This is a genomic window from Enterobacter sp. N5-15, assembly GCF_057221635.1.
In genome coordinates this window covers 3481454-3503598 of the sequence record NZ_CM170150.1, presented here as the reverse complement: position 1 = coordinate 3503598, position 22145 = coordinate 3481454, and the positions used below count along the sequence as shown (strand labels likewise).

The following is a 22145-nucleotide window of genomic DNA, read 5'->3' as shown; positions in this document are numbered from 1 at the left end:
TTACGCGGCGACGTCGGCGCTCTCTTCTTCAATTTTGAGCAGCCAGCCGGTGACCGCTTCCCAGTACTGCTGCTCTTTTTCCAGGTCCAGCAGGACCAGCGCGTTCTGGCTGAACCAGTCGTGCGGGAAGCTCAGCGTCCAGTGATGGTCGTCGGTTTTCAGCTTCAGCGTAGGCGGCGTGGTGGTGGCCTGGCGCTGGTTATTGAGCAGCACGCCCAGGCGCAGCAGCTGAATAAGCGGCAGGAACTGCTTCTTCTTGAACAGCGTGAAGCGCGGCAGATCGTCGAGCTTGATGGCCTTGCGGTGATAGCGCACCAGAGTCGCCATCATTGTTTGCTGCTCCTGGTTGAAGCCGGGCAGATCGCTGTTTTGCAGAATGTAGGCCGAATGGCGATGCATCCCGCTGTGGTTGATGTTCAGCCCCACCTCGTGCAGCATCGCAGCCCATTTCAACAGCGCGGCAAGCTGCGGGTGCGCAAGCTTCGGATTCTGCTCCTCCCACTGTTCGTACATCTGCACCGTGGTTTCCAGCACGCGCTTCGCCTGTTCGCGGTCGATATTGTACTGGTTGGCCAGGCTTTGCGCGGTGCGGCTGCGGATATCCTGATGGCGGAAGCGGCCTTCCATCTCATACAGCACGCCTTCACGCAGCGCGCCGTCGGAGAGACGCAGCTCCTTAATCGCCAGCGCATCAAAGACGCCGCACAGGATCGCAAGCCCCGGTACGAAGACTGATTTCCGCTCATCGGACAGGCCCGGCAGGCTCAGGGCGTCGAAGCTTTTATGCTTCAGCACCTCTTCGGTGAGCAGAGCCAGGCGTTCAGGGGTAATAATCCCGTCTTTTTCACCCATCGCCAGCAGCACTTCATGCGCGGCTTTAATCGAGCCGGACGCGCCCAGCGCCACGTTCCAGCCCTGGATACGGTACTGCCACGCCAGGTTTTCCAGCTTCTGAACGGCCGCCATACGCGCACGCTGGAAGTTCTCGCGGGTGATGGTGCCGCCCGGGAAATACATCTGCGCGAAGCTGACGCAGCCCATACGGCGGCTTTCCACCAGGCGCGGCTCAAAGTCTTCGCCAATCACCAGCTCCGTTGAGCCGCCGCCGATATCGATAACCAGCTTGCGCCCTTTTTCCGGCTGGGTGTGCTCAACGCCCATGAAAATCAGACGCGCTTCCTCGTTGCCGGAGATGATCTCAATCGGGTAGGGGATCACCTTTTCGGCCCGCTTGAGGAACTCGGGGGCGTTCAGGGCCTGGCGCAGGGTGTGGGTGCCCACGATGCACACGCTGGAGGGCGAGAAGCCCTGCAGGCGTTCAGCAAACAGCGACAGGCAGTTTAACCCGCGCTCCATTGCCTCTTCGCTGAGCATGCTGCGTTCATCAAGGCCATCCGCCAGGTGTACGCGCTGCTTCAGACGACCGATGATCTGCAGCGCGCCATCCACCTCACGGGCGATGACCATGTGGAAACTGTTAGAGCCAAGATCGACCGCGGCGAATTCCTGCGGGCGTGGGGTCTTATCATTTATCGGCATAGGTTAATCGGGTTGCTCGAGTGATTTGATATAGTCGTAAATCGCCAGTTGCGACCGCACTTTGCGGCGGTTGCCGCGCGGTACATAGCGGTTACTGAGTTCTTTGTCGATATAGCGTGCTTTCACGGTATCGCTGAACAGAATCTCGATGATGTCGAGGATCTGCTGCTTCAGACGCGGATCCAGCAGCGGTGCCGCGACTTCAATTCGGTAGTCAATATTGCGCGTCATCCAGTCTGCCGAAGAGAGATAGACCTGTTTATCACCCGCATTATCAAAAATATAGATCCGATCGTGTTCCAGGTAACGGTCAACAATGCTGATCACGCGAATATTGTCGCTGATGCCCTCCAGTTCCGGGATCAGCGAGCACATGCCGCGGATCAGCAGGTTAACCGGTACGCCGGAGCTGGACGCCGCGTACAGCCTGTCCACCAGCCCTTTGTCGACAAGGTTGTTGAGCTTCAGCGTGATGCCGGACGACAGCCCTTTCTGGGCATTGGCGATCTCTTTATCGATCATATCGTACAGCAGACGGCGCGAGTTCTGCGGTGAGACCAGCAGATAGTCGAAGTTCACCGGACGGTACGGGTTTTCGATAAAGTTAAAGACCCGGCGCACTTCGTTAGTGATGCGCGCATCGGCGGTTAAGAGCGAGTAGTCGGTATAAATTCGCGCCGTTTTCTCGTTAAAGTTCCCGGTACCGATGTGGGCATAACGCACCACATCGTCGCCTTCTTTACGGGAGATGAGGAACAGCTTGGCGTGAATTTTTAGCCCCGGCGCGGAGAAGATGACGTGCACACCGGCTTCCGTCAGACGGCGCGCCCAGTGAATGTTCGCCTCTTCGTCGAAGCGCGCCTGCAGCTCAACCACCACGGTGACTTTTTTGGCGTTGTGCGCCGCATGGATCATCGCGTCGATGATGCGGGAATCTTTTGCCACGCGGTAGATGTTGATTTTGATCGCCAGCACGCTCGGGTCGAACGAGGCCTGACGCAGCAGCTCCAGCACGTGCTCGAAGGTGTGGTACGGATAGTAGAGCAGCACATCGCGTTCGCGGATGGCGTCGAATCCGTTGCGGAATTTATCGAACCACAGATGGCGCAGGCGCGGCAGCGGCTTGTTCACCAGATTGGCTTTGCCGACGTTCGGGAAGCCAATAAAGTCTTTAAAGTTGTGGTAACGACCGCCCGGTACGATGGAGTCATAGCGCGAAATGGTCAGTTTCTCGCGCAGCATCTCCACCATGGCGTCCGGCATATCGCGCTGATAAACAAAGCGCACCGGCTCGGCCGTCAGGCGCTGTTTCAGGCTGGACGACATCAGCTCCATCAGGCTGGCTTCCATCTCGTGCACCAGGTCATATTCGGCGTCACGGGTCATTTTCATCGAGTAGGCGTTTAACGCATCGTAATCGAAGAAGCCTTTGAAAATGTCGTCCAGACAGTAGCGCAGGATGTTGTCCAGCAGGATCATCGGCTTGCGTCTGCGCGGGGTTTCCGGCGGCAGGTTCACAAAGCGCGGCACCTTGTCGGACGGGATCTCCAGCAGCGCGTAACGGATGGATTCACCGCGAATAATTTCCACCGCCAGGTAGGTGTAATCATCCTTCAGGAACTGTACCAGATCGGTTTCGCGGTTGATCAGAATCGGGGTAATGTGCTGGCGCAGGTAGTGTTTGAAGTAATGGCGCAGCCAGTTTTGTTGGTTAACGGAAAGCTGGCGTTCGTTAATCAGGAAGATTTGATTGCGCGCCATCTCCAGCAGCAGTTCGTTATACAGGCCGTCAAATTCCTGATCGGCTTTCAGCACGCGGGACTGGATTTTGCCCAGCAGATGCCGCGAGTGCGAGTTTAAGCCCTGTTCTTCGCTGATGATGATGCGTCTTTTCAGCTCGGCAAAGCGAACCTTATAGAACTCATCCAGGTTGTTGGAATAAATGCCCAAAAAACGCATGCGCTCGATCAGCGGGTTACTTTTGTCTGCCGCTTCCTGGAGTACACGTTCGTTAAATGCTAACCAGCTTAGCTCTTTCTCGATATATAACTTTTCCTGACCCATTACAGCTCACACTCCAGTTCAATCACAGGACGTGGTAAATCCGTCTCGTCCTTATTATGGCGAGCATTTCCACGATATGTCCAACAGTGCCAGAAAAGTATGACAGTTATTTTTTTTGTTGGGGATTTTAGAAGGTTGGAGAAGGGGATATCGGGTAATGCAATATACAGGTCGGGTAAGCGCAGCAGCGCCACCCGACATAACAAACTACTCTTCCGCCGCATGACCCTGCGGGGGTAACTTCACGCCGTCCAGCCAGGCTGCGCCGTCGCGCATCTCGAGACGCCCGTCGACAAACCAGCTCACCACCAGCGGGTAGATGGCGTGTTCCTGGGTCTGCACGCGTTCGGTCACATCTTCTTCGCTGTCGCCGTCAAAGACCGGGACTTTGGCCTGCAGGATCACCGGACCGCCGTCCAGCTCGTCGGTAACGAAATGCACGGAGGTGCCGTGCTCCTCATCGCCGTTTTCCAGAACCTGACGATGGGTGTGCAGGCCGGGATATTTCGGCAGCAGGGAAGGGTGGATATTCAGCAGACGACCAGAGAAGTGTTCGACGAAGGCCGGGCTCAGAATACGCATATAGCCCGCCAGCACGACCACGTCCGGCGCGTAGGCATCAATTTCATGCACCAGCTCGCGGTCAAAGGCTTCACGCCCGGCGAACTGGCTGGCTTCCAGCGCGTGCGCAGGAATGTTTGCTTCCCGCGCGCGCTCAAGGCCGAACGCGTCGGCCTTGTTGCTGAAAACTGCCCGAATGGTGCCATTGATTTTCTTCTGTTTGCAGGCGTCTATGATTGCCTGCAAATTGCTTCCGTTGCCGGAAATGAGCACCACGATGTTTTTCATTCAATGACCACACGCTGTTCGGAATCGGATGCTTTAATCGTACCGATTTTCCACGCGTTTTCACCTTTTTCAGTCAGCAGCTTAACCGCTTTATCCGCTTCGCTTGCCGGCAGGGCGATAACCATGCCCACGCCGCAGTTAAAGGTGCGGTACATTTCGTGAGAGCTCACGTTGCCTGCGGTCTGCAGCCAGTTAAACACGGCCGGCCACTGCCATGAGGATTCGTCGATCACCGCTTGGGTGTTGTCCGGCAGGACGCGCGGGATGTTTTCCCAGAAGCCGCCGCCGGTCAGGTGAGCGATAGCGTGAACGTCGACGTTCTCGATAAGCTCAAGCACGTTTTTCACGTAGATGCGGGTCGGCGCCAGCAAATGGTCGGCCAGCGGTTTACCGTCGAGTTCGGTCGTCAGCGGGTCACAGCCGCTCACTTCGAGAATTTTACGCACCAGGGAGTAGCCGTTGGAGTGCGGGCCGCTGGAGGCCAGCGCGATCAGCACATCGCCATCGGCCACTTTGCTGCCGTCGATAATTTCTGATTTTTCTACTACGCCGACGCAGAAGCCCGCGACGTCATAATCTTCGCCGTGATACATGCCCGGCATTTCCGCGGTTTCACCACCGACCAGCGCACAGCCGGACTGCAGGCAGCCTTCGGCGATACCGCTAATCACGCTGGCAGCGGTATCCACGTCCAGTTTGCCGGTCGCGTAGTAATCGAGGAAGAACAGCGGCTCTGCGCCCTGAACCACCAGGTCATTCACGCACATCGCGACCAGATCGATACCGATCGTGTCGTGACGCTTTAAATCCATCGCCAGGCGCAGTTTAGTGCCTACACCGTCGGTACCCGAGACCAGAACAGGTTCACGATATTTTTGCGGCAGCGCGCACAGTGCGCCGAAGCCACCCAGACCACCCATCACTTCCGGGCGGCGGGTTTTTTTCACCACACCTTTGATTCGGTCAACCAGCGCATTACCTGCGTCAATATCAACACCGGCATCTTTGTAGCTGAGAGAAGTTTTGTTGGTCACGGCTTAAATCCCCACGCGATTGCATAGCTAGTAAGAAAAATCGGCGCAATTCTAACAGTCCAGGCAAACGTTTGCGAGCCTATTCTGGACGTGGGGATCTTTTTTTCTATGTGCCCCGGTAATGCAGCCAAACTTGACTCCGTTCACGAAAATGAAACCGGTTTCTGAGAACTGCTTGCAACGGTTATTCCCTTTGCACATCATCGAACTGAAACCGGTTTCTGTAATTGTTTTTGCAGAAAATAACGCAGAATGAGGGAAAGCGAATGTCAGGATTTAAAGCAGGTTTTCTGTGGGGTGGGGCCGTTGCGGCGCATCAGCTGGAAGGCGGCTGGAAAGAGGGCGGCAAGGGCGTGAGCGTGGCCGATGTGATGACCGCGGGCGCGCACGGCGTGCCGCGTGAAATCACCAACGGCGTGCTGGACGGGAAAAATTACCCTAACCATGAAGCCATCGATTTCTACCACCGCTATAAGGAAGACATCAAACTCTTTGCCGAGATGGGGTTCAAATGCTTCCGCACCTCTATTGCCTGGACGCGGATCTTCCCGAAAGGGGACGAGCGCGAGCCTAACGAGGCTGGCCTGAAATTTTATGACGATCTGTTCGACGAGTGCCTGAAGCACGGCATCGAACCGGTTATCACCCTGTCGCACTTCGAAATGCCTTTCCATCTGGTCACGGAATACGGCGGCTGGCGCAACCGTAAGCTGATCGACTTCTTCGTTCGTTTCGCAAAAGTGGTTTTCCAGCGCTACCAGCATAAGGTGAAGTACTGGATGACCTTCAACGAGATCAACAACCAGGCCAACTTCCACGAAGACTTTGCCCCGTTCACGAACTCCGGGCTGAAGTACGCGCCGGGTGAAGACCGCGAGCCGGTGATGTTCCAGGCGGCGCACTATGAGCTGGTGGCCAGCGCCCTGGCGGTGAAGGCGGGGCGGGAGATTAACCCGTCGCTGCAGATTGGCTGCATGATTGCCATGTGTCCTATCTATCCGCTGACCTGCGCGCCGGACGATATGATGATGGCGATGAACGCCATGCACCGCCGCTACTGGTTTACCGATGTGCACGTGCGCGGCAGATACCCGCAGCATCTGCTCAACTACTTCGAACGTCGCGGCTTCGCGCTGGATATTACCGAAGAAGATAAAGCGGCGCTGACGCAGGGCTGCGTGGACTACATCGGGTTCAGCTACTACATGTCCTTCGCTACCAAGGCGACGCCGGACAACCCGCAGCTGGACTACGACGAAAGCAAGAGCCTGGTCTCTAACCCGTACGTGCAGAAATCCGACTGGGGCTGGCAGATTGACCCGGTGGGGCTTCGCTACTCCCTCAACTGGTTCTGGGATCACTACCAGCTGCCGCTGTTTATCGTTGAGAACGGCTTTGGCGCGATCGACGTGCAGGAGAGCGACGGCACGGTGAACGACCAGTACCGCATTGACTACCTGGCCGCCCACATTCGCGAGATGAAAAAAGCGGTGGTGGAGGATGGCGTAGACCTGATGGGCTATACCCCGTGGGGCTGTATCGACCTGGTGTCTGCCGGAACGGGCGAAATGAAAAAACGCTACGGCTTTATCTTTGTCGATAAAGATAACGAAGGGAACGGCACGCTGAACCGCAGTAAGAAGAAATCGTTCGACTGGTATAAGCAGGTGATTGCGAGCAACGGCGATAACCTGTAATTGTCGGGTGGCGCTAGCGCTTACCCGACCTACACTACACGTAGGCCCGCGTAAGCGTTAGCGCCACCGGACAGAACCTCGCACTTAAGCCGGAGACGTATCTCCGGTTTTTTGTCTTTGCTTGATCCCTGTCAAGCAACATGGGTATGGTCTAATCCGAAAAAAGCGGTATAATCCCGCGATTTTTTTGCGGACGCCACCTCAGAGGAGAAAGAGAATGAAGATTGTGGAAGTGAAACACCCACTCGTTAAACACAAGTTGGGCCTGATGCGTGAGCATGACATCAGCACGAAGCGTTTTCGCGAACTGGCATCTGAAGTCGGCAGCCTGCTGACTTACGAAGCGACCTCTGATCTGGAAACAGAAAAAGTCACCATTGAAGGCTGGAACGGCCCGGTGCAGGTTGAGCAGATCAAAGGTAAGAAAATTACCGTGGTGCCAATCCTGCGTGCCGGTCTCGGCATGATGGAAGGCGTGCTGGAGCACGTGCCAAGCGCGCGTATCAGCGTGGTCGGGATCTACCGTAACGAAGAAACCCTTGAGCCGGTTCCTTACTTCCAGAAGCTGGTGTCTAACATCGACGAGCGCATGGCGCTGGTGGTTGACCCAATGCTCGCGACCGGTGGCTCTATGATCGCTACCATCGACCTGCTGAAAAACGCGGGCTGTAACAGCATTAAGGTGCTGGTACTGGTTGCCGCTCCGGAAGGGATCGCGGCGCTGGAAAAAGCGCACCCGGACGTTGAGCTGTATACCGCCTCTATCGACCAGGGCCTGAACGAGCACGGGTACATCATCCCGGGGCTCGGCGATGCCGGCGATAAGATTTTTGGTACGAAATAATCGAATAACGATAAATAAGCCGACTTTGATAGTCGGCTTTTTTTTGAATAAAACGCCAACAATACTACACAGAGGAAAACACTATGACGCGCCGTGCTATCGGGGTGAGTGAAAGACCGCCGCTTTTACAGACTATCCCGCTTAGTTTGCAGCACCTGTTCGCCATGTTTGGCGCAACCGTGCTGGTGCCAATCCTGTTCCACATTAACCCGGCTACCGTGCTGCTGTTCAACGGCATTGGTACGCTGCTGTACCTCTTTATCTGTAAAGGCAAAATCCCGGCGTATCTCGGGTCGAGCTTCGCCTTTATCTCGCCGGTGTTACTGCTGCTGCCGCTGGGTTATGAAGTCGCGCTGGGCGGCTTTATCATGTGCGGCGTCCTGTTCTGCGTGGTGTCCTTCATTGTGAAGAAAGCCGGTACCGGCTGGCTGGACGTGATGTTCCCCCCTGCGGCGATGGGCGCAATCGTTGCCGTCATCGGTCTTGAGCTGGCGGGCGTCGCGGCGAATATGGCCGGTCTGCTGCCTGCTGACGGTCAGTCACCGGATTCCAAAACCATTATCATCTCGCTGGTAACGCTGGGCGTAACGGTGTTTGGCTCCGTGCTGTTCCGCGGCTTCATGGCGATTATCCCGATCCTGATCGGCGTGCTGGCGGGCTATGCGCTCTCCTTCGTGATGGGCGTGGTGGACACCACCCCGATTGCTCAGGCGCACTGGTTCGCCCTGCCAACCTTCTATACGCCACGCTTCGAATGGTTTGCGATCTTCACCATTCTGCCTGCGGCGCTGGTGGTGATTGCGGAGCACGTCGGCCACCTGGTGGTGACGGCGAACATCGTTAAGCGCGATTTAATCCGCGACCCGGGCCTGCACCGCTCCATGTTTGCGAACGGTTTCTCCACCATCATCTCCGGTTTCTTCGGCTCTACGCCAAACACCACCTACGGCGAGAACATCGGCGTGATGGCGATTACCCGCGTCTACAGTACCTGGGTTATCGGCGGCGCGGCGATCATCGCCATTCTGCTCTCCTGCGTCGGCAAGCTGGCGGCAGCGATTCAGATCATTCCTGTACCGGTGATGGGCGGGGTTTCTCTGCTGCTGTACGGCGTGATCGGTGCCTCCGGTATTCGCGTGCTGATTGAATCCAAAGTGGATTACAGCAAAGCGCAAAACCTGATCCTGACCTCGGTGATCCTGATTATCGGCGTGAGCGGCGCGAAGGTGCACATTGGTGCAGCGGAGCTGAAGGGCATGGCGCTGGCGACCATCGTCGGCGTGGGCCTGAGCCTGATCTTCAAGCTGATCTCGGTCATCCGCCCGGAAGAAGAAATTCTGGACGCGGACGACAGCGAAAAAGCGTCACACTGATCGTATTAACGGGCGAGGGATCGCCCGGTTCTCTCCTTGCAGGTTCCGTGTTAAACTCCATTCCGATTTTACGTAGGATCTCTGGTTGAGGTATTTCTGAACGGACCGGCACAGCTCTCTCTGCCACTCTATCTCCCTGACGACGAAACTTTCGCGAGTTTCTGGCCGGGTGATAACCCCTCTTTACTGGCTGCACTGCAAAACGTGCTGCGCCAGGATCACAGCGGATACATCTATATCTGGTCACGCGAAGGCGCGGGGCGCAGCCACCTGCTGCATGCCGCCTGCGCGGAGCTTTCGGCGCGCGGTGACGCGGTAGGCTATGTGCCGCTGGATAAACGTACCTGGTTCGTGCCTGAGGTGCTTGAGGGAATGGAACATCTCTCGCTGGTCTGCATCGATAATATCGAATGCGTGGCGGGGGATGAGCCGTGGGAAATGGCGATCTTCAACCTCTACAACCGCATTCTGGAATCGGGTAAAACCCGGCTGCTGATCACCGGCGATCGTCCGCCTCGCCAGCTCAATCTGGGGCTGCCGGACCTGGCGTCTCGTCTGGACTGGGGGCAAATCTACAAGCTTCAGCCGCTGTCGGATGAAGATAAGCTTCAGGCGTTACAGCTGCGCGCTAAGCAGCGTGGGTTTGAGCTGCCGGAGGACGTGGGGCGCTTCTTGCTCAAGCGCCTGGACAGGGAAATGCGCACGCTGTTTGACACGCTCGATCAGCTCGATCGCGCCTCCATTACCGCCCAGCGCAAGCTGACCATTCCGTTTGTGAAAGATATTCTCAAGCTTTGAGTTTGTTCGCCCGGTGGCGCTGCGCTTACCGGGCCTACAAAACCCGCTGCACTTTGTAGGCCGGGTAAGGCGCAGCCGCCACCCGGCTAAAGATCCCCCATCAGATGCTCAACCAAAAGCGGAATCGGTCTTCCCGACGCCACGCTCCGTCCGTTTTCACGCCACAGCGCCGTCCCGCTAATGTCCAGATGGGCCCACGGAATAGTTGGCGGGCAGAAGTGATGCAGCAGCCACGCCGCCGAGGCGCTGATCGCCGCATTGTTGCTCGGCGTGTTGCACAGATCGGCAATCGCGCTGTCGGTCTGCTTTTTCAGCCGCGCATCCAGCGGCAGGGACCACACTTCATCGCCGCTCTGCTTACCCGCCAGCATCAGCGCCGCGCGCAGCGGTTCATCCTGCGTCATCAGCCCGCTCAGCTCATACCCCAGCGCCTTCACGACCGCACCGGTTAAGGTCGCCATATCAATAATATAGCGCGCCTGCGGATGGCGCTGGCTGGCCCAGGCGATGGCGTCCGCCAGCACCAGTCGGCCTTCGGCATCGGTGTTGTTGATTTCAACGGTGGTCCCGTTGCAGGCCGTTGCTACCGTGCCGGGCTGCATGGCGTCCGGGCCGATGGCGTTTTCTGCCAGCGCCAGCACGCCCATGATGCGAACGGGAAGCCCCAGCTCTGCGACGGTCAGCATCAGGCCCAGCACGTTAGCCGCACCGCACATATCGTATTTCATGGTGTACATGCCTGCACCTTCCTTTAGCCACAGGCCGCCGGTATCAAAGGTAATGCCTTTACCCACATAGCAGCGCACCGGGTCGTCGCTGGCACCGTCATAATGAATCGCCAGCAGGCGCGGCGGACAGGTTGCCCCTTTGCCGACGGCGTGCAGCAGCCCCAGACCCTGCTCAACGATCTGCTTTTCATCCAGCACCTCAGATCTCAGGGCAGGGAAGGCGGCACACAGTTTTTGCGCCTCTTCCACTACAAACTGCGGCGTGCAGCGGTCGGACGGGATATCCGCCAGGCGTCGCGCCGCGACCATGCCGCGGGCGATGGCCTGCTGCTGGCGGAAAATAACCGCCAGTCGGTCATGCTGTTCGGGTAAACAGAGCGCGGTGATGCGCTCAAGACGGACGCTGTCACGGGTTTTCTTCAACTGCAAATCGCTTAGCCTGTGCGCCTGATTAAAGAGAAAACGCAGCACCTGCGCCAGCACCACATCGTCGATATCGGTAACGTCCAGTATCAGCTCGGGGCTGACGGGCGAGGCCAGCAGCGGGCGCAGCGCCGCCAGTAATTCTTCGGTCAGGCTATCCTGCCAGAGCGCATCGGGCAGCAGGGTGATCCGGGCAAACGGGGCGCAGCCAAAGCGGGTGTCAGCAATGCTGGCAGACTCGCGCATTTCCGCGACCAGCGACGTTTCGGGCAAATGCGTACAGGAGGCGGAGGCAATCAAATGGCTTTGCGGAGCCGCGTCAGAAAGCGCGGCGATAAACTGATACGTAATCATCATTGCTCCTCAATCGGCGCGCGGATCCGCGCGGCGTAGGCCTGCATCCATTCCTCATCCACGGCGTGAAAGTGCGTTTTCTCCCGCAGGCGTTCGGTACGAAAAACGGTGAGGGGCTGGCAAGCCGTCGCCACCACGAACGAAAAGGTTTTGATGTTGGTGGCGGCACCGAATTCGCCCCTGTTGTTCATGCACACCACGGAGAGATCGCCCACGCGGCCAAAGCGCGACATCAGCTTGTCCTCCAGTTCGAATACCACCGAATCCGCCGCCTGCTGCGGGGTCATCCCCTGCGCCATGCGGCGGACGATTTCGTAGCTGGTGCAGCCTTTCATCAGATCTTCACCAACGCCCGTGGCGGTGGCGGCGCCGGTTTCGCTGTCACAGTAAAAGCCGGAGCCAATAATGGGTGAATCCCCGAGTCGACCGCGCTTTTTCATGAACAGGCCGCTGGTGGAGGTGGCGACGCTCATCGAGCCCTGCTTATCGAGGCCGATAATGCCGACGGTGTCATGCCCATCGTAAGGGCTCAAGCCCTTATCCAGCGTTTCGCGGCAGCGCTTGCGGTAGTGCTGCATGGCGCGGTCAGTGAGCATGGTTTTGTCGGCAAAGCCCTGGCTCAGTGCCCATTCCCGCGCGCCCTGGCCGACCAGCAGGCTGTTGTAGCGCTGGCGGCTTAAAGCATGCGCCACGCGCACCGGGTTGGCGATATCCACCAGGTTGCCCACGGCACCAAACGCCAGCGTATCGCCGTCCATGTAGGCGGCGTCCAGCTCCACCTCGCCGTTTTCGGTGGGCAGCCCGCCGTAGCCGACGGATTTATAAAACGGAAAGTCTTCGACGGCGGCGACGGCATCCACCACCGCAGCGGAGACCGGGTTCCCCGCAGCCAGCGCAGACGCAGACTCCGTAACGCCTTCAAGCGCCATTCTCCAGGTCGCGATAATTCCCCACATGCTTTACTCCTGTTTTGCAAGGGTGGTGTCGGTTTGCGTAACGGTGGTCATTTCCGCCGCGCGGTACTGTTTGTCCACGATACGCATGAAAGGCAGGTACAGCATGGCGCCAATCAGCAGGTTGATCAGCTGCATCACGCTGCCGCTCAGGTGCCCGGTGACGATAAAACCGCTGATGACCGGCGGCAGCGTCCAGGGAATAAACACCCCGGTGGTGACGGCAACCGCGCCAATCTTCATCGCTACATACTGCACGGTGACCAGCACCAGCGGCACCAGGTTGAACGGGATAAGCATGATCGGGTTCATGATCACCGGCAGGCCAAACAGGATCGGTTCGTTGATGTTAAACACCGACGCCCCGGCGCCGAGGCGCGCCACTTCACGCATGTTTTTGCTGCGGGCGAAAATCAGCATCGCAATCACCAGCGACAGCGTGGCTCCCGCGCCGCCCATCCAGATCATGTCAAAAAACTGTTCGGTGATAATGTGCGGCGGCGTCGTGCCTGCCTGAATCGCGGCGATGTTGTCGGTCTGGTTCTCCATCCACAGCGGGCGAATGATGCCGTTGATCATCGATCCGGAGTTAATGCCCACTGACCACAGAATGGTGATGCTGAACACCGTCATCAGCGCGCCAAAGTAGGAGGTGCCGTAGTGGCGCACCGGCGTGGCAACCACTTCGTAAATAAACTGGTGGATGGTGTTGTAGTGGGTGTTTTCAAACACGATGCGGATAGCCAGCACCAGAATCATCACCAGCAGGGCCGGGATCAGCGCGGCGAACGACTCCTGCACCGCCGGAGGCACGCCGTCCGGCATTTTGATCACCAGTTTTTTGCGCTTGAGCCAGCAGAACAGCTCCGTCCACAGCAGGGAACCAATCATCGCCACGAACAGCCCTTTGCTGCCAATCCACTCCACCGGAATGACGGTGATACCGCCGTTTTCCGCCACTTTGATAAAGGGCGTCAGAATGAGAAAGGCGACCAGCGCCAGGATGCCGCAGGAGATGCGATCCTCACCGTAGTGTTCCGCCAGGCGGAAGGCGACCAGGAAGCTGATGAACAGCGACATGGTGGAGAACACCGCGTTGAACGGGATTTCGATAATGGCGCTCCAGCTCTCACCAAAGGCCTGAGACATAAACTGCTGATAGGCTTGATTCGGGAACGACGAGATCACCAGCAGAATAGAGCCGACGATGATAAACGGCATGAAGGAGACATAGGCGCCGCGAATGGCCCCGAGATGACGCTGCTGGGCCGTTTTGGCCGCCAGCGGCATCAGTTTTGCTTCGAGAAATCCCAGAACATTGTTCATTGTGAACTCCGTACAAGATTGAGGGGTGTTGTTTGTGTTATGTCTGGGGATTATCAGTGAAGCGCGGCGAGCGAAAGGTGAAATCGGTCACAAAGCAATCGCTGGTGTAGTATAAATCTCATGAGATTGGTTCTAAGGATCCTGCGATGGAAATTAAACTGCATGCTAATGCCACCACGACGCCGCGCATCCGTCGCTATCTTCAGCAGTCAGATAAAAGCGATAGAGAGCTGGCCACGGAGCTGGGTATTTCGGTCACTACCGTCAGGCGCTGGCGCAACCGCGAGCAGGTTTCGGATAACCATACGACGCCAAAAGTGATACACAAAGCATTGAGACAGGAGCAGGTTGCGCTGGTCAATGCCCTGCGGGATATCACGGGCGCCCCGCTGGACGAACTGCTGCAGATGGTCAATAACGGACTCGGGATCGCCGTCTCCCGCGCGACCCTGAACCGCTACCTTAAACCGGCTTCGGTAAAGCAGAAGGGCGCGACGTTGCAGGGGAAAAAGGCGCTGAAGGCAGGCATCGTGCCGCAAAAACTCCTGTTACATCATCAGCCTCTGTCTCTGCATATGGACGATGGCGGGGAACAGCATCTGCTCTGGGCGCGTGAACCCGTGAGCGGCTGGTGCTACGCCCGGCTGTACGCGGGCATTTCTCCGCAGTTGCTGGCCCACTGGGTGAACGACGCGCTGGAAGCCTGTCCGGCGGATATTCAATCTGTTGAGACTTTTGGTTTAGAGGTGAAGCTAAAGGAGCGCAATACCACCGTAACTGCGCATCCACGGCAATGCCGCGCCGTTCAGGTTGCTCTGCCGCTATGTGAAATCATCCCACGTCTGAACAGTGAGCTGGCAGGCGAGCTGTTGATTAAGCTGTGCGAATTTTACAACCGGGGAAAAACGCAGAAAAAGCTGGGAGAGAGTACGCCGCAGGCCTTTCTGGAAGCGCTGCGGCATCAGGACTAGAGGATCTCGAGCACGTCTTCCGGCGGACGTCCAATGCGCGCCTGGCCGTTCGCCACCACAATCGGGCGCTCAATCAGCTTTGGATTTTCAACCATCGCCTGGATCAGCTCAGCCTCGGTGAGGCGGCTGTCATCCAGGTTAAGCGACTTATACAGATCTTCTTTCTGGCGCATCAGCTCTCTTGCACTGCCCATTCCCAGCATGTGCAGCAGCTGGCGGAGGGTTTGCGCGTCGGGCGGGGTGTCGAGGTACAGCACCACCTCCGGCTCAACGCCGTTAGACTTTAGCAGGCTCAGGGTATCGCGGCTCTTGGAGCAGCGAGGGTTGTGATAGATTTTTACGGCGTCTGTCATGACGTGAATTCTCCTTTATTACATCTTCTCGTACGGCTTAAAGCGCTGCTGCAGGCCGCGCAGCTGATCGATACGCGCGTCGTAACGGGCCTGCTGGAGGCTGCCGAGTTTGACCTGCGAGCTGGCGCTGCTGAGCGTGGAAATCGCCTGATCGAGGCGGCCCACCAGGGCAAAACCTTCGGCACGCGCCGCCAGCTCCTGATCGCGGTTGCCGAGCTGGGCTTCCGCCTGAGCGAGCAGATCCCAGCCGTTTTGATCGTCTTTATTATTAAAGGTGTAGCGGTTCAGAATGGTCGCCGCTTCGCCAGGCTGGCCGCCCTGTAAGTAAGCGTTCGCCAGGTTAAGCTGCAGCACCGGGTTGGTACGGACGTCTTTTGCCCCTTTCAGACGGTTGATCGCATCGGCCGTTTTCTTCTGCCCCAGATCGATATCCGTCGACAGATCGAGGTACCACGGGTTGTTCGGATCGGCCGCCAGAAGCGGTTGCAGCGCTTTACGCGCTTCGTCGTATTTGCTGGCTTCCATCGCCTGGAGCGCCTGACCATACTGCGCGGCGTTTTTCTCTCGCACGTTGCCCTTCGCCAGGGTGTCCAGCAGGTCGCTGGTAAGCTGGTTACGCCCGGAATTGTACATCCCCAGGGTTCTCACCTTCGCCATGTAGAAATCCTGTGAAGACTGGACCACGACCGGACGCATCTGGTTGGCACGGTTACGCGCGTCCGACAGTCGGCTTTCAGGTAACGGGTGCGTCAGCAGGATTTCCGGCGGACGGGAAGAGTAACGTGCCTGATCGAGCAGTTTTTCGAGGAAGCTCGGCATGGCCTGCGGGTCAAAGCCCGAACGCTGCAGCACCTGAATCCCGATGCGGTCCGCTTCCTGTTCGTTTTGCTGGGTAAAGCTGATCATCCCCTGGCGCGTTCCCGCCAGCGTACCGGTCAGGGCTGCCATCCCGGCCTGCGGGCTGGCCATCGCCAGCAGAATAGAGCCCAGCGCGCCCACCCAGGTGAGGGGGGCGTTACGCTTCTGGTCTTCCATCGCACGCGCCAGGTGGCGCTGGGTGACGTGCGAAATTTCGTGCGCCATCACCGAGGCCAGCTGGCTTTCATTGTCAGAGTAACGGAATAACGCCGAATGCAGCACCACGTTACCGCCAAAGAAGGCGAAGGCGTTGATTTCGTCATTATTGATTAAATAGAAATGGAAGGGCGTTTTTACCGAGTCGGCGTGCGAAACCAGACGCATCCCCAGCCCGTTAATGTACTGTACCAGCAAAGGGTCGTTAATCAGCGGGGCGCTGCCGCGCAGCTGGCGAACATAGTAATCCCCCATTTGCATCTCTTGCCCAATAGAGAGCGTGCTTCCTGCTGTGGTGCCCATGTCCGGCAATGAATCGGACGAGTCAGCAAAAGCGGGCAACACCTGACCGACCGTCACCGCGGCTATCAGTGTTGCAACCAGTGTTTTTCTCAACTGCCTGAACATAACCACTGTCCTGTATGTTGGATGTGCTAATTTGACCGATGAACCGGCATATCGTTCATCTCTGCTGCTCTGCGAGTGTAGCCGTGTTACAGCATGAAGAAAATCCCATTCATCAGGCTTTTGCGGATTGCGATCGGGATACAAAAAGCGAAAGTCTTTTTTGTGACAGTTAGATACAATTCACCGTCTCACTCCCGCCATTCGATTCAGGGAAGGGTTGTATGCTCGAAATGTTAATGCAGTGGTACCGGCGTCGGTTCAGCGACCCGGAAGCCATTGCTTTGTTGGTTATTCTGGTTGCCGGGTTCGGTATTCTGTTCTTCTTCAGCGGCCTGCTCGCGCCCCTGCTGGTGGCGATTGTGCTGGCATACCTGCTGGAGTGGCCAACGGTGCGACTGGAACACATCGGCTGTTCCCGACGCTGGGCGACCAGCATCGTCCTGGTGCTGTTTGTCGGCATCCTGCTGTTAATGGCCTTTGTGGTGATGCCGGTGGCCTGGCAGCAGGGGATCTACCTTATTCGCGATATGCCCGGCATGCTGAACAAGCTTTCTGATTTTGCCGCCACGCTGCCGCGCCGTTACCCGGCCCTGATGGACGCCGGGATTATCGACGCGATGGCCGAAAATATGCGCGCCCGCATCATGACGATGGGCGATTCGGTGGTGAAATACTCTCTGGCCTCGCTGGTCGGGCTGCTGACGCTGGCGGTTTACCTTGTCCTCGTGCCGCTGATGGTCTTCTTCCTGGTGAAAGATAAAGACCAGATGCTCAACGCCGTGCGCCGTATTCTGCCGCGCAACCGCGGGCTGGCAGGGCAGGTCTGGGAAGAGATGAACCAGCAGATCACCAACTACATTCGCGGCAAGGTGCTGGAGATGATTGTCGTGGGGGTCGCCACCTGGATTGGCTTCCTGATTTTCGGCCTGAACTACTCGCTGCTGCTGGCGGTGCTGGTGGGGCTGTCGGTCCTGATTCCGTACATCGGCGCGTTTGTGGTGACCATTCCGGTTATTGGGGTCGCGCTGTTCCAGTTTGGACTGGGGACCGAGTTCTGGAGCTGCTTCGCGGTGTACCTGATTATTCAGGGGCTGGACGGTAACCTGCTGGTACCGGTGCTGTTCTCCGAAGCGGTGAACCTGCATCCGCTGGTGATTATCTTATCCGTGGTGATTTTCGGCGGGCTGTGGGGATTCTGGGGCGTGTTCTTTGCGATTCCGCTGGCGACGCTGATTAAAGCCGTGGTCCACGCGTGGCCGGATGTGCCGGCGGTGGAAGAGAAATAGGTTTTGTGCGGGCTGGTGCCCTCACCCCGGCCCTCTCCCACGGGGAGAGGGGGAAAATACTAAAAACGGCAACCAGGTTGCCGTTTTGCTGTTTATCAGGCGCTTGCTTTCAGCCAGTTCAACACCACGTCGTGGTGGTTGCTGGTTTTGAAGTCGTCAAACACATGCTCAACTTTACCGTCAGCGTCAATCAGGAAGCTGATGCGGTGAATGCCGTCGTAGGTTTTACCCATAAACGTCTTCTCGCCCCAGACGCCGAACTGCTCGCACACCTGATGGTCTTCATCAGAAAGCAGCGTGAAGTTCAGCAGCTCTTTTTCAGCAAATCGTGACAGCTTTTCTGGTTTATCCGTGCTGATACCCAGCACTTCCACGCCGACTTTTTTCAACTCGTCCATGTTGTCGCGTAAGCCGCAGGCCTGTACGGTGCAGCCGGGGGTCATGGCTTTCGGGTAGAAATAGACCAGAACACGCTGTCCCTGGAAGTCGGTCAAATTTACTTGCTCGCCGTCTTGATCCGGTAAGCTAAATTTCGGTGCGATGTCACCGGCTTTCAGTGGGTTCATTACTCAACTCCATCCTGTTCGTGCTGCGAATAATTGACGACGCTTATACTGCCCTGCGCGTTTAATTCTGTACAGAGGGCTTTGAACGCTTGCTCGATATTTGACGCATCCTGCGAGGCAGGGCTGTGCGCGGTAATTTGAATAAACAGCACCGGAAGACCCTGGTCATCGCTTGTCTGCGTACGGGAAACCAGTTCGGCAATATTCATCTGATGACTGTCAAACAGCGCCGTGAAACGCTCAATCAGATGCGGAGAATCAGGTACTTCAACCTGCACCCAGACGGTAGAAGGCAGTGCCGGACGCGGACGCGCCGTGGTGCGCTTCATGACAATCAGCAAATCCAGTTCGGCCCCCTTCAGCGGCAGGGTCGATTCAATCAAGGTAATGGCGTTCCATGTCCCGGAAAGCAACATAATAAATGTGAACTCTTCGCCAAGCATAGCCAGACGGCTGTCTTCGATATTACAGCCGCAGCTGCTTACGTGGCGGGTGATGGTGTTCACGATACCCGGCCTGTCGGCACCCAGCGCAGTGATAACCAGGTAATGTTGTGATGAGGTTGTCAAACCTGTTCTTCCTTTGCATGGTTAAGTCTTCCTAAGGAAAGCATAAAAAAAACATGCATACAACCGCCTGAGAGCCTCAGGTCGCTTGCTTTTATTACAGTTCCAAACGTAACATTGAGGCTCTTGTTCGCACAGAGGATGGCTCATGTTCACGGGAAGTATTGTCGCGCTTGTTACACCGATGGATGAAAAAGGTAATGTCTGCCGGTCAAGCATGAAGAAGCTCATTGATTACCATGTCGCCAATGGAACCTCGGCGATCGTTTCGGTAGGGACTACCGGTGAATCCGCAACGCTGAGCCACGACGAGCACGGCGATGTGGTGATGCTGACCCTGGAACTGGCTGACGGACGTATTCCGGTCATCGCGGGGACAGGGGCGAATGCAACCGCAGAAGCTATCAGCCTGACCAAACGTTTTAACGACAGCGGCATCGTTGGCTGTCTGACGGTGACCCCTTATTACAACCGTCCTACTCAGGAAGGTTTGTTCCAGCACTTCAAAGCCATCGCTGAACATACTGACTTGCCACAAATTCTGTATAATGTGCCGTCCCGTACCGGTTGCGATATGCTGCCGGAAACCGTTGGTCGTCTCTCGGAAGTAAAAAATATTATCGGTATTAAAGAGGCAACAGGGAACTTAAGCCGCGTTCATCAGATCAAAGAGCTGGTTTCAGACGACTTTATCCTGTTGAGTGGTGATGATGCGACCGCGCTGGACTTTATGCAGCTCGGTGGCCATGGCGTGATCTCCGTAACGGCAAACGTTGCGGCGCGCGATATGGCAGAAATGTGCAAACTGGCCGCAGCCGGTCACTTTGATGAAGCGCGTGTCATTAATCAGCGTCTGATGCCGCTGCACAATAAATTATTTGTCGAACCCAATCCGATCCCAGTGAAATGGGCATGTAAGGAGTTGGGGCTTGTAGCAACCGATACGCTGCGTTTGCCAATGACACCGATTACCGACCACGGTCGTGACATCGTCAGGGCGGCGCTGAAGCATGCCGGTTTGCTGTAGAGTTTAGGGAGATTTGATGGCTTATTCAGTACAGAAGTCGCGCCTGGCGAAGGTTGCGAGTGTTTCGCTTGTTATGCTGCTCGCTGCCTGTAGTTCAGACTCGCGCTACAAGCGCCAGGTGAGCGGTGATGAATCCTATCTGGATGCGACCCCGCTTGCTGAACTTCACGCACCGGCTGGTATGATCCTGCCGATTCAGAACGGCGATTATAATATTCCCGTGACCAACGGCAGCGGCCTGGTCGGTAAAGCGCTTGATATTCGTCCGCCAGCACAGCCTCTGGCGCTGGTCAACGGGGCGCGTACCCAGTTCACCGGTGATACGGCGTCTCTGATGGTTGAGAGCGCGCGCGGTAGCACCCTGTGGCCGCAGGTTGTCAGCGTCATTCAGTCGAAGAACTACACCATCGATAAACGCGATGACGCAAGCCAGACGTTAACAACCGACTGGATCGAATGGAACCGTCTGGATGAAGACCAGCAGTACCGCGGTCGTTATCAAGTCTCCGTAAAACCACAGGGTTATCAGCAGGCGGTTAACGTTAAGCTGTTGAACCTGGAGCAGGCGGGTAAACCGGTTGCGGATGCCGCGTCCCTGCAGCGTTACAGCACCGAAATGCTGAACGTGATTGCCGCGGGTCTGGATAAGACCGCTACTGATGCCGCCAACGCCGCGCAGAGCCGCAACGGCGCGACCTTCGATGTGCAAAGCGGTGCGGATGATACCGGCCTGCCAATGCTGGTGGTTCGTGCACCGTTTAACCAGACCTGGCAGCGTCTGCCAGCGACGCTGGAAAAAGTGGGCATGAAAGTGACCGACAGCACGCGTTCGACCGGCAGCATGACGGCAACGTATAAGCCGCTCTCCGACAGCGCATGGCAGGAACTGGGCGCGAAAGATCCTCAGCTTGCCTCCGGTGACTACAAGATTCAGGTAGGCGACCTTGATAACCGCAGCAGTCTGCAGTTTATCGATCCAAAAGGTCACACGCTGACCCAGTCGCAGAACGATGCGCTGGTCGCTGTCTTCCAGGCAGCATTCAGCAAATAAATACGAGGGCTGGTGAATCCAGCCCTTTTTATTTTAGTGCTACGCAAACGTGTGCGTGGCATAATATCCCCAGTTTTGAACACAAATCATCACACCAGGAGTAATGAAGATGCAGAAGCAAGCTGAGTTGTATCGTGGCAAAGCGAAGACCGTATACAGCACGGAAAACCCGGATCTGTTGGTGCTCGAGTTCCGCAATGATACGTCAGCAGGGGATGGCGCACGCATTGAGCAGTTCGATCGTAAAGGCATGGTGAACAACAAGTTCAACCACTTCATTATGACCAAGCTGGCCGAAGCGGGTATCCCGACCCAGATGGAAGCGTTGCTGTCCGATACGGAATGTCTGGTGAAAAAACTGGATATGGTTCCGGTTGAGTGCGTTATTCGTAACCGTGCGGCGGGCTCCCTGGTGAAGCGTCTCGGCATTGAAGAAGGTATCGAACTGAATCCACCGCTGTTCGATCTGTTCCTGAAAAACGATGCCATGCACGACCCGATGGTCAACGAATCCTACTGCGAAACCTTCGGCTGGGTGAGCAAAGAGAACCTGGCGCGTATGCAGGAGCTGACCTACAAAGCCAACGACGTGTTGAAAAAACTGTTTGATGACGCGGGCCTGATCCTCGTCGACTTCAAGCTGGAGTTTGGTCTGTTCAAAGGCGAAGTGGTGCTGGGCGATGAGTTCTCACCGGACGGTAGCCGCCTGTGGGATAAAGAAACCCTGGATAAAATGGACAAAGACCGTTTCCGTCAGAGCCTGGGTGGCCTGATTGAAGCGTACGAAGCGGTTGCTCACCGTTTAGGCGTTAAGCTCGACTAACTCCCTCACTTGCCAAAGGATGTTTCCATCCTTTGGCG

Annotated in this window: 20 protein-coding genes; 9 read left to right on the top strand and 11 right to left on the bottom strand. The window is 56.8% G+C overall.

Going from position 1 to position 22145, the window contains the following annotated elements; translation table 11 throughout:
- The 4 genes from ppx to purM form a co-directional block, all read right to left on the bottom strand.
- Positions 1-1539, bottom strand: coding sequence for an exopolyphosphatase (gene ppx / locus AC2TE5_RS16540; protein ID WP_121425173.1), 1539 nt, complete (start codon positions 1537-1539; stop codon positions 1-3).
- A gap of 3 nt (positions 1540-1542) precedes the next feature.
- The gene (gene ppk1, locus AC2TE5_RS16535) at positions 1543-3603 is read right to left on the bottom strand and encodes a polyphosphate kinase 1 (protein ID WP_213328082.1); all 2061 of its coding nucleotides are present in this window, start codon (positions 3601-3603) and stop codon (positions 1543-1545) included.
- 207 nt (positions 3604-3810) lie between these two features.
- Positions 3811-4452 carry a phosphoribosylglycinamide formyltransferase gene (gene purN, locus AC2TE5_RS16530; protein ID WP_484612030.1) on the bottom strand — a complete coding sequence of 214 codons (642 nt, stop codon included), beginning with the start codon at positions 4450-4452 and terminating at the stop codon, positions 3811-3813.
- The gene (purM, locus tag AC2TE5_RS16525) at positions 4449-5486 is read right to left on the bottom strand and encodes a phosphoribosylformylglycinamidine cyclo-ligase (RefSeq protein WP_032643593.1); all 1038 of its coding nucleotides are present in this window, start codon (positions 5484-5486) and stop codon (positions 4449-4451) included. The genes purN and purM overlap by 4 nt, the downstream gene beginning before the upstream one ends.
- 266 nt (positions 5487-5752) lie before the next feature.
- Here purM and AC2TE5_RS16520 point away from each other — a divergent pair, with 266 nt between their 5' ends.
- The 4 genes from AC2TE5_RS16520 (at position 5753) to AC2TE5_RS16505 (ending at position 10198) form a co-directional block, all read left to right on the top strand.
- Entirely contained in the window at positions 5753-7183 is a 1431-nt protein-coding gene (locus AC2TE5_RS16520) for a 6-phospho-beta-glucosidase (RefSeq protein ID WP_484612029.1), read from the top strand.
- Positions 7184-7400: 217 nt separating this feature from the next.
- Positions 7401-8027, top strand: a complete 627-nt coding sequence (gene upp, locus AC2TE5_RS16515; RefSeq protein WP_023308769.1) for a uracil phosphoribosyltransferase — start codon at positions 7401-7403, stop codon at positions 8025-8027.
- Between the two features lie 83 nt (positions 8028-8110).
- Positions 8111-9400 carry a uracil permease gene (gene uraA / locus AC2TE5_RS16510; protein WP_148242414.1) on the top strand — a complete coding sequence of 430 codons (1290 nt, stop codon included), beginning with the start codon at positions 8111-8113 and terminating at the stop codon, positions 9398-9400.
- A 96-nt stretch (positions 9401-9496) separates the two neighbouring features.
- A complete protein-coding gene (locus tag AC2TE5_RS16505; protein WP_211438414.1) occupies positions 9497-10198 on the top strand; it encodes a DnaA inactivator Hda in 702 nt (233 codons plus the stop codon).
- 86 nt (positions 10199-10284) lie between these two features.
- Here AC2TE5_RS16505 and AC2TE5_RS16500 read toward each other — a convergent pair whose 3' ends face one another.
- Genes AC2TE5_RS16500 through celB form a run of 3 tightly spaced genes read right to left on the bottom strand, consistent with a single transcriptional unit; the run spans position 10285 to position 13982 of the window.
- Positions 10285-11703, bottom strand: coding sequence for a leucyl aminopeptidase family protein (locus AC2TE5_RS16500; protein ID WP_484613354.1), 1419 nt, complete (start codon positions 11701-11703; stop codon positions 10285-10287).
- Positions 11703-12659 carry a glycosylasparaginase gene (locus tag AC2TE5_RS16495; protein WP_484612028.1) on the bottom strand — a complete coding sequence of 319 codons (957 nt, stop codon included), beginning with the start codon at positions 12657-12659 and terminating at the stop codon, positions 11703-11705. The genes AC2TE5_RS16500 and AC2TE5_RS16495 overlap by 1 nt, the downstream gene beginning before the upstream one ends.
- A 3-nt stretch (positions 12660-12662) precedes the next feature.
- A complete protein-coding gene (gene celB, locus AC2TE5_RS16490) occupies positions 12663-13982 on the bottom strand; it encodes a PTS cellobiose transporter subunit IIC (RefSeq protein ID WP_484612027.1) in 1320 nt (439 codons plus the stop codon).
- A 146-nt stretch (positions 13983-14128) separates the two neighbouring features.
- Here celB and AC2TE5_RS16485 point away from each other — a divergent pair, with 146 nt between their 5' ends.
- Positions 14129-14953 (top strand): transposase family protein, encoded by an 825-nt coding sequence (locus AC2TE5_RS16485; protein ID WP_484612026.1) that lies wholly within the window; start codon positions 14129-14131, stop codon positions 14951-14953.
- On the opposite strand, the gene arsC is transcribed toward AC2TE5_RS16485, so the two are convergent.
- Positions 14950-15306: an arsenate reductase (glutaredoxin) gene (gene arsC / locus AC2TE5_RS16480; protein ID WP_023308762.1), complete on the bottom strand. Its 357-nt coding sequence runs from the start codon at positions 15304-15306 to the stop codon at positions 14950-14952. The genes AC2TE5_RS16485 and arsC overlap by 4 nt on opposite strands.
- An 18-nt stretch (positions 15307-15324) precedes the next feature.
- Positions 15325-16788: a beta-barrel assembly-enhancing protease gene (gene bepA / locus AC2TE5_RS16475; protein ID WP_213328089.1), complete on the bottom strand. Its 1464-nt coding sequence runs from the start codon at positions 16786-16788 to the stop codon at positions 15325-15327.
- 221 nt (positions 16789-17009) lie between these two features.
- Between bepA and AC2TE5_RS16470 the strand changes: the two genes are divergently transcribed.
- Entirely contained in the window at positions 17010-18074 is a 1065-nt protein-coding gene (locus tag AC2TE5_RS16470) for an AI-2E family transporter (RefSeq protein WP_213328090.1), read from the top strand.
- Between the two features lie 95 nt (positions 18075-18169).
- On the opposite strand, the gene bcp is transcribed toward AC2TE5_RS16470, so the two are convergent.
- On the bottom strand, positions 18170-18640 hold the full coding sequence (bcp, locus tag AC2TE5_RS16465; RefSeq protein ID WP_032659360.1) for a thioredoxin-dependent thiol peroxidase: 471 nt from the start codon (positions 18638-18640) through the stop codon (positions 18170-18172).
- Entirely contained in the window at positions 18640-19209 is a 570-nt protein-coding gene (locus AC2TE5_RS16460) for a glycine cleavage system transcriptional repressor (protein WP_029739969.1), read from the bottom strand. The genes bcp and AC2TE5_RS16460 overlap by 1 nt, the downstream gene beginning before the upstream one ends.
- Positions 19210-19354: 145 nt before the next feature.
- On the opposite strand from AC2TE5_RS16460, the gene dapA reads away from it, so the two are divergent.
- The 3 genes from dapA to purC all read left to right on the top strand — a co-directional run bounded on the left by dapA (position 19355) and on the right by purC (position 22107).
- Positions 19355-20233, top strand: coding sequence for a 4-hydroxy-tetrahydrodipicolinate synthase (gene dapA / locus AC2TE5_RS16455; protein WP_008501633.1), 879 nt, complete (start codon positions 19355-19357; stop codon positions 20231-20233).
- 16 nt (positions 20234-20249) lie between these two features.
- Positions 20250-21284 (top strand): outer membrane protein assembly factor BamC, encoded by a 1035-nt coding sequence (gene bamC / locus AC2TE5_RS16450; RefSeq protein ID WP_213328091.1) that lies wholly within the window; start codon positions 20250-20252, stop codon positions 21282-21284.
- A 109-nt stretch (positions 21285-21393) separates the two neighbouring features.
- The gene (gene purC, locus AC2TE5_RS16445; protein ID WP_023332985.1) at positions 21394-22107 is read left to right on the top strand and encodes a phosphoribosylaminoimidazolesuccinocarboxamide synthase; all 714 of its coding nucleotides are present in this window, start codon (positions 21394-21396) and stop codon (positions 22105-22107) included.
- Positions 22108-22145 lie beyond the last annotated feature (38 nt).

Coding starts and splice junctions, on each gene's coding strand:
- ppx (WP_121425173.1), bottom strand. CDS start 1,539: ATGCCGATAAATGATAAGACCCCACGCCCGCAGGAATTCGCCGCGGTC.
- ppk1 (WP_213328082.1), bottom strand. CDS start 3,603: ATGGGTCAGGAAAAGTTATATATCGAGAAAGAGCTAAGCTGGTTAGCA.
- purN (WP_484612030.1), bottom strand. CDS start 4,452: ATGAAAAACATCGTGGTGCTCATTTCCGGCAACGGAAGCAATTTGCAG.
- AC2TE5_RS16520 (WP_484612029.1), top strand. CDS start 5,753: ATGTCAGGATTTAAAGCAGGTTTTCTGTGGGGTGGGGCCGTTGCGGCG.
- upp (WP_023308769.1), top strand. CDS start 7,401: ATGAAGATTGTGGAAGTGAAACACCCACTCGTTAAACACAAGTTGGGC.
- uraA (WP_148242414.1), top strand. CDS start 8,111: ATGACGCGCCGTGCTATCGGGGTGAGTGAAAGACCGCCGCTTTTACAG.
- AC2TE5_RS16500 (WP_484613354.1), bottom strand. CDS start 11,703: ATGATTACGTATCAGTTTATCGCCGCGCTTTCTGACGCGGCTCCGCAA.
- AC2TE5_RS16495 (WP_484612028.1), bottom strand. CDS start 12,659: ATGTGGGGAATTATCGCGACCTGGAGAATGGCGCTTGAAGGCGTTACG.
- celB (WP_484612027.1), bottom strand. CDS start 13,982: ATGAACAATGTTCTGGGATTTCTCGAAGCAAAACTGATGCCGCTGGCG.
- AC2TE5_RS16485 (WP_484612026.1), top strand. CDS start 14,129: ATGGAAATTAAACTGCATGCTAATGCCACCACGACGCCGCGCATCCGT.
- arsC (WP_023308762.1), bottom strand. CDS start 15,306: ATGACAGACGCCGTAAAAATCTATCACAACCCTCGCTGCTCCAAGAGC.
- bepA (WP_213328089.1), bottom strand. CDS start 16,788: ATGTTCAGGCAGTTGAGAAAAACACTGGTTGCAACACTGATAGCCGCG.
- AC2TE5_RS16470 (WP_213328090.1), top strand. CDS start 17,010: ATGCTCGAAATGTTAATGCAGTGGTACCGGCGTCGGTTCAGCGACCCG.
- bcp (WP_032659360.1), bottom strand. CDS start 18,640: ATGAACCCACTGAAAGCCGGTGACATCGCACCGAAATTTAGCTTACCG.
- dapA (WP_008501633.1), top strand. CDS start 19,355: ATGTTCACGGGAAGTATTGTCGCGCTTGTTACACCGATGGATGAAAAA.
- bamC (WP_213328091.1), top strand. CDS start 20,250: ATGGCTTATTCAGTACAGAAGTCGCGCCTGGCGAAGGTTGCGAGTGTT.
- purC (WP_023332985.1), top strand. CDS start 21,394: ATGCAGAAGCAAGCTGAGTTGTATCGTGGCAAAGCGAAGACCGTATAC.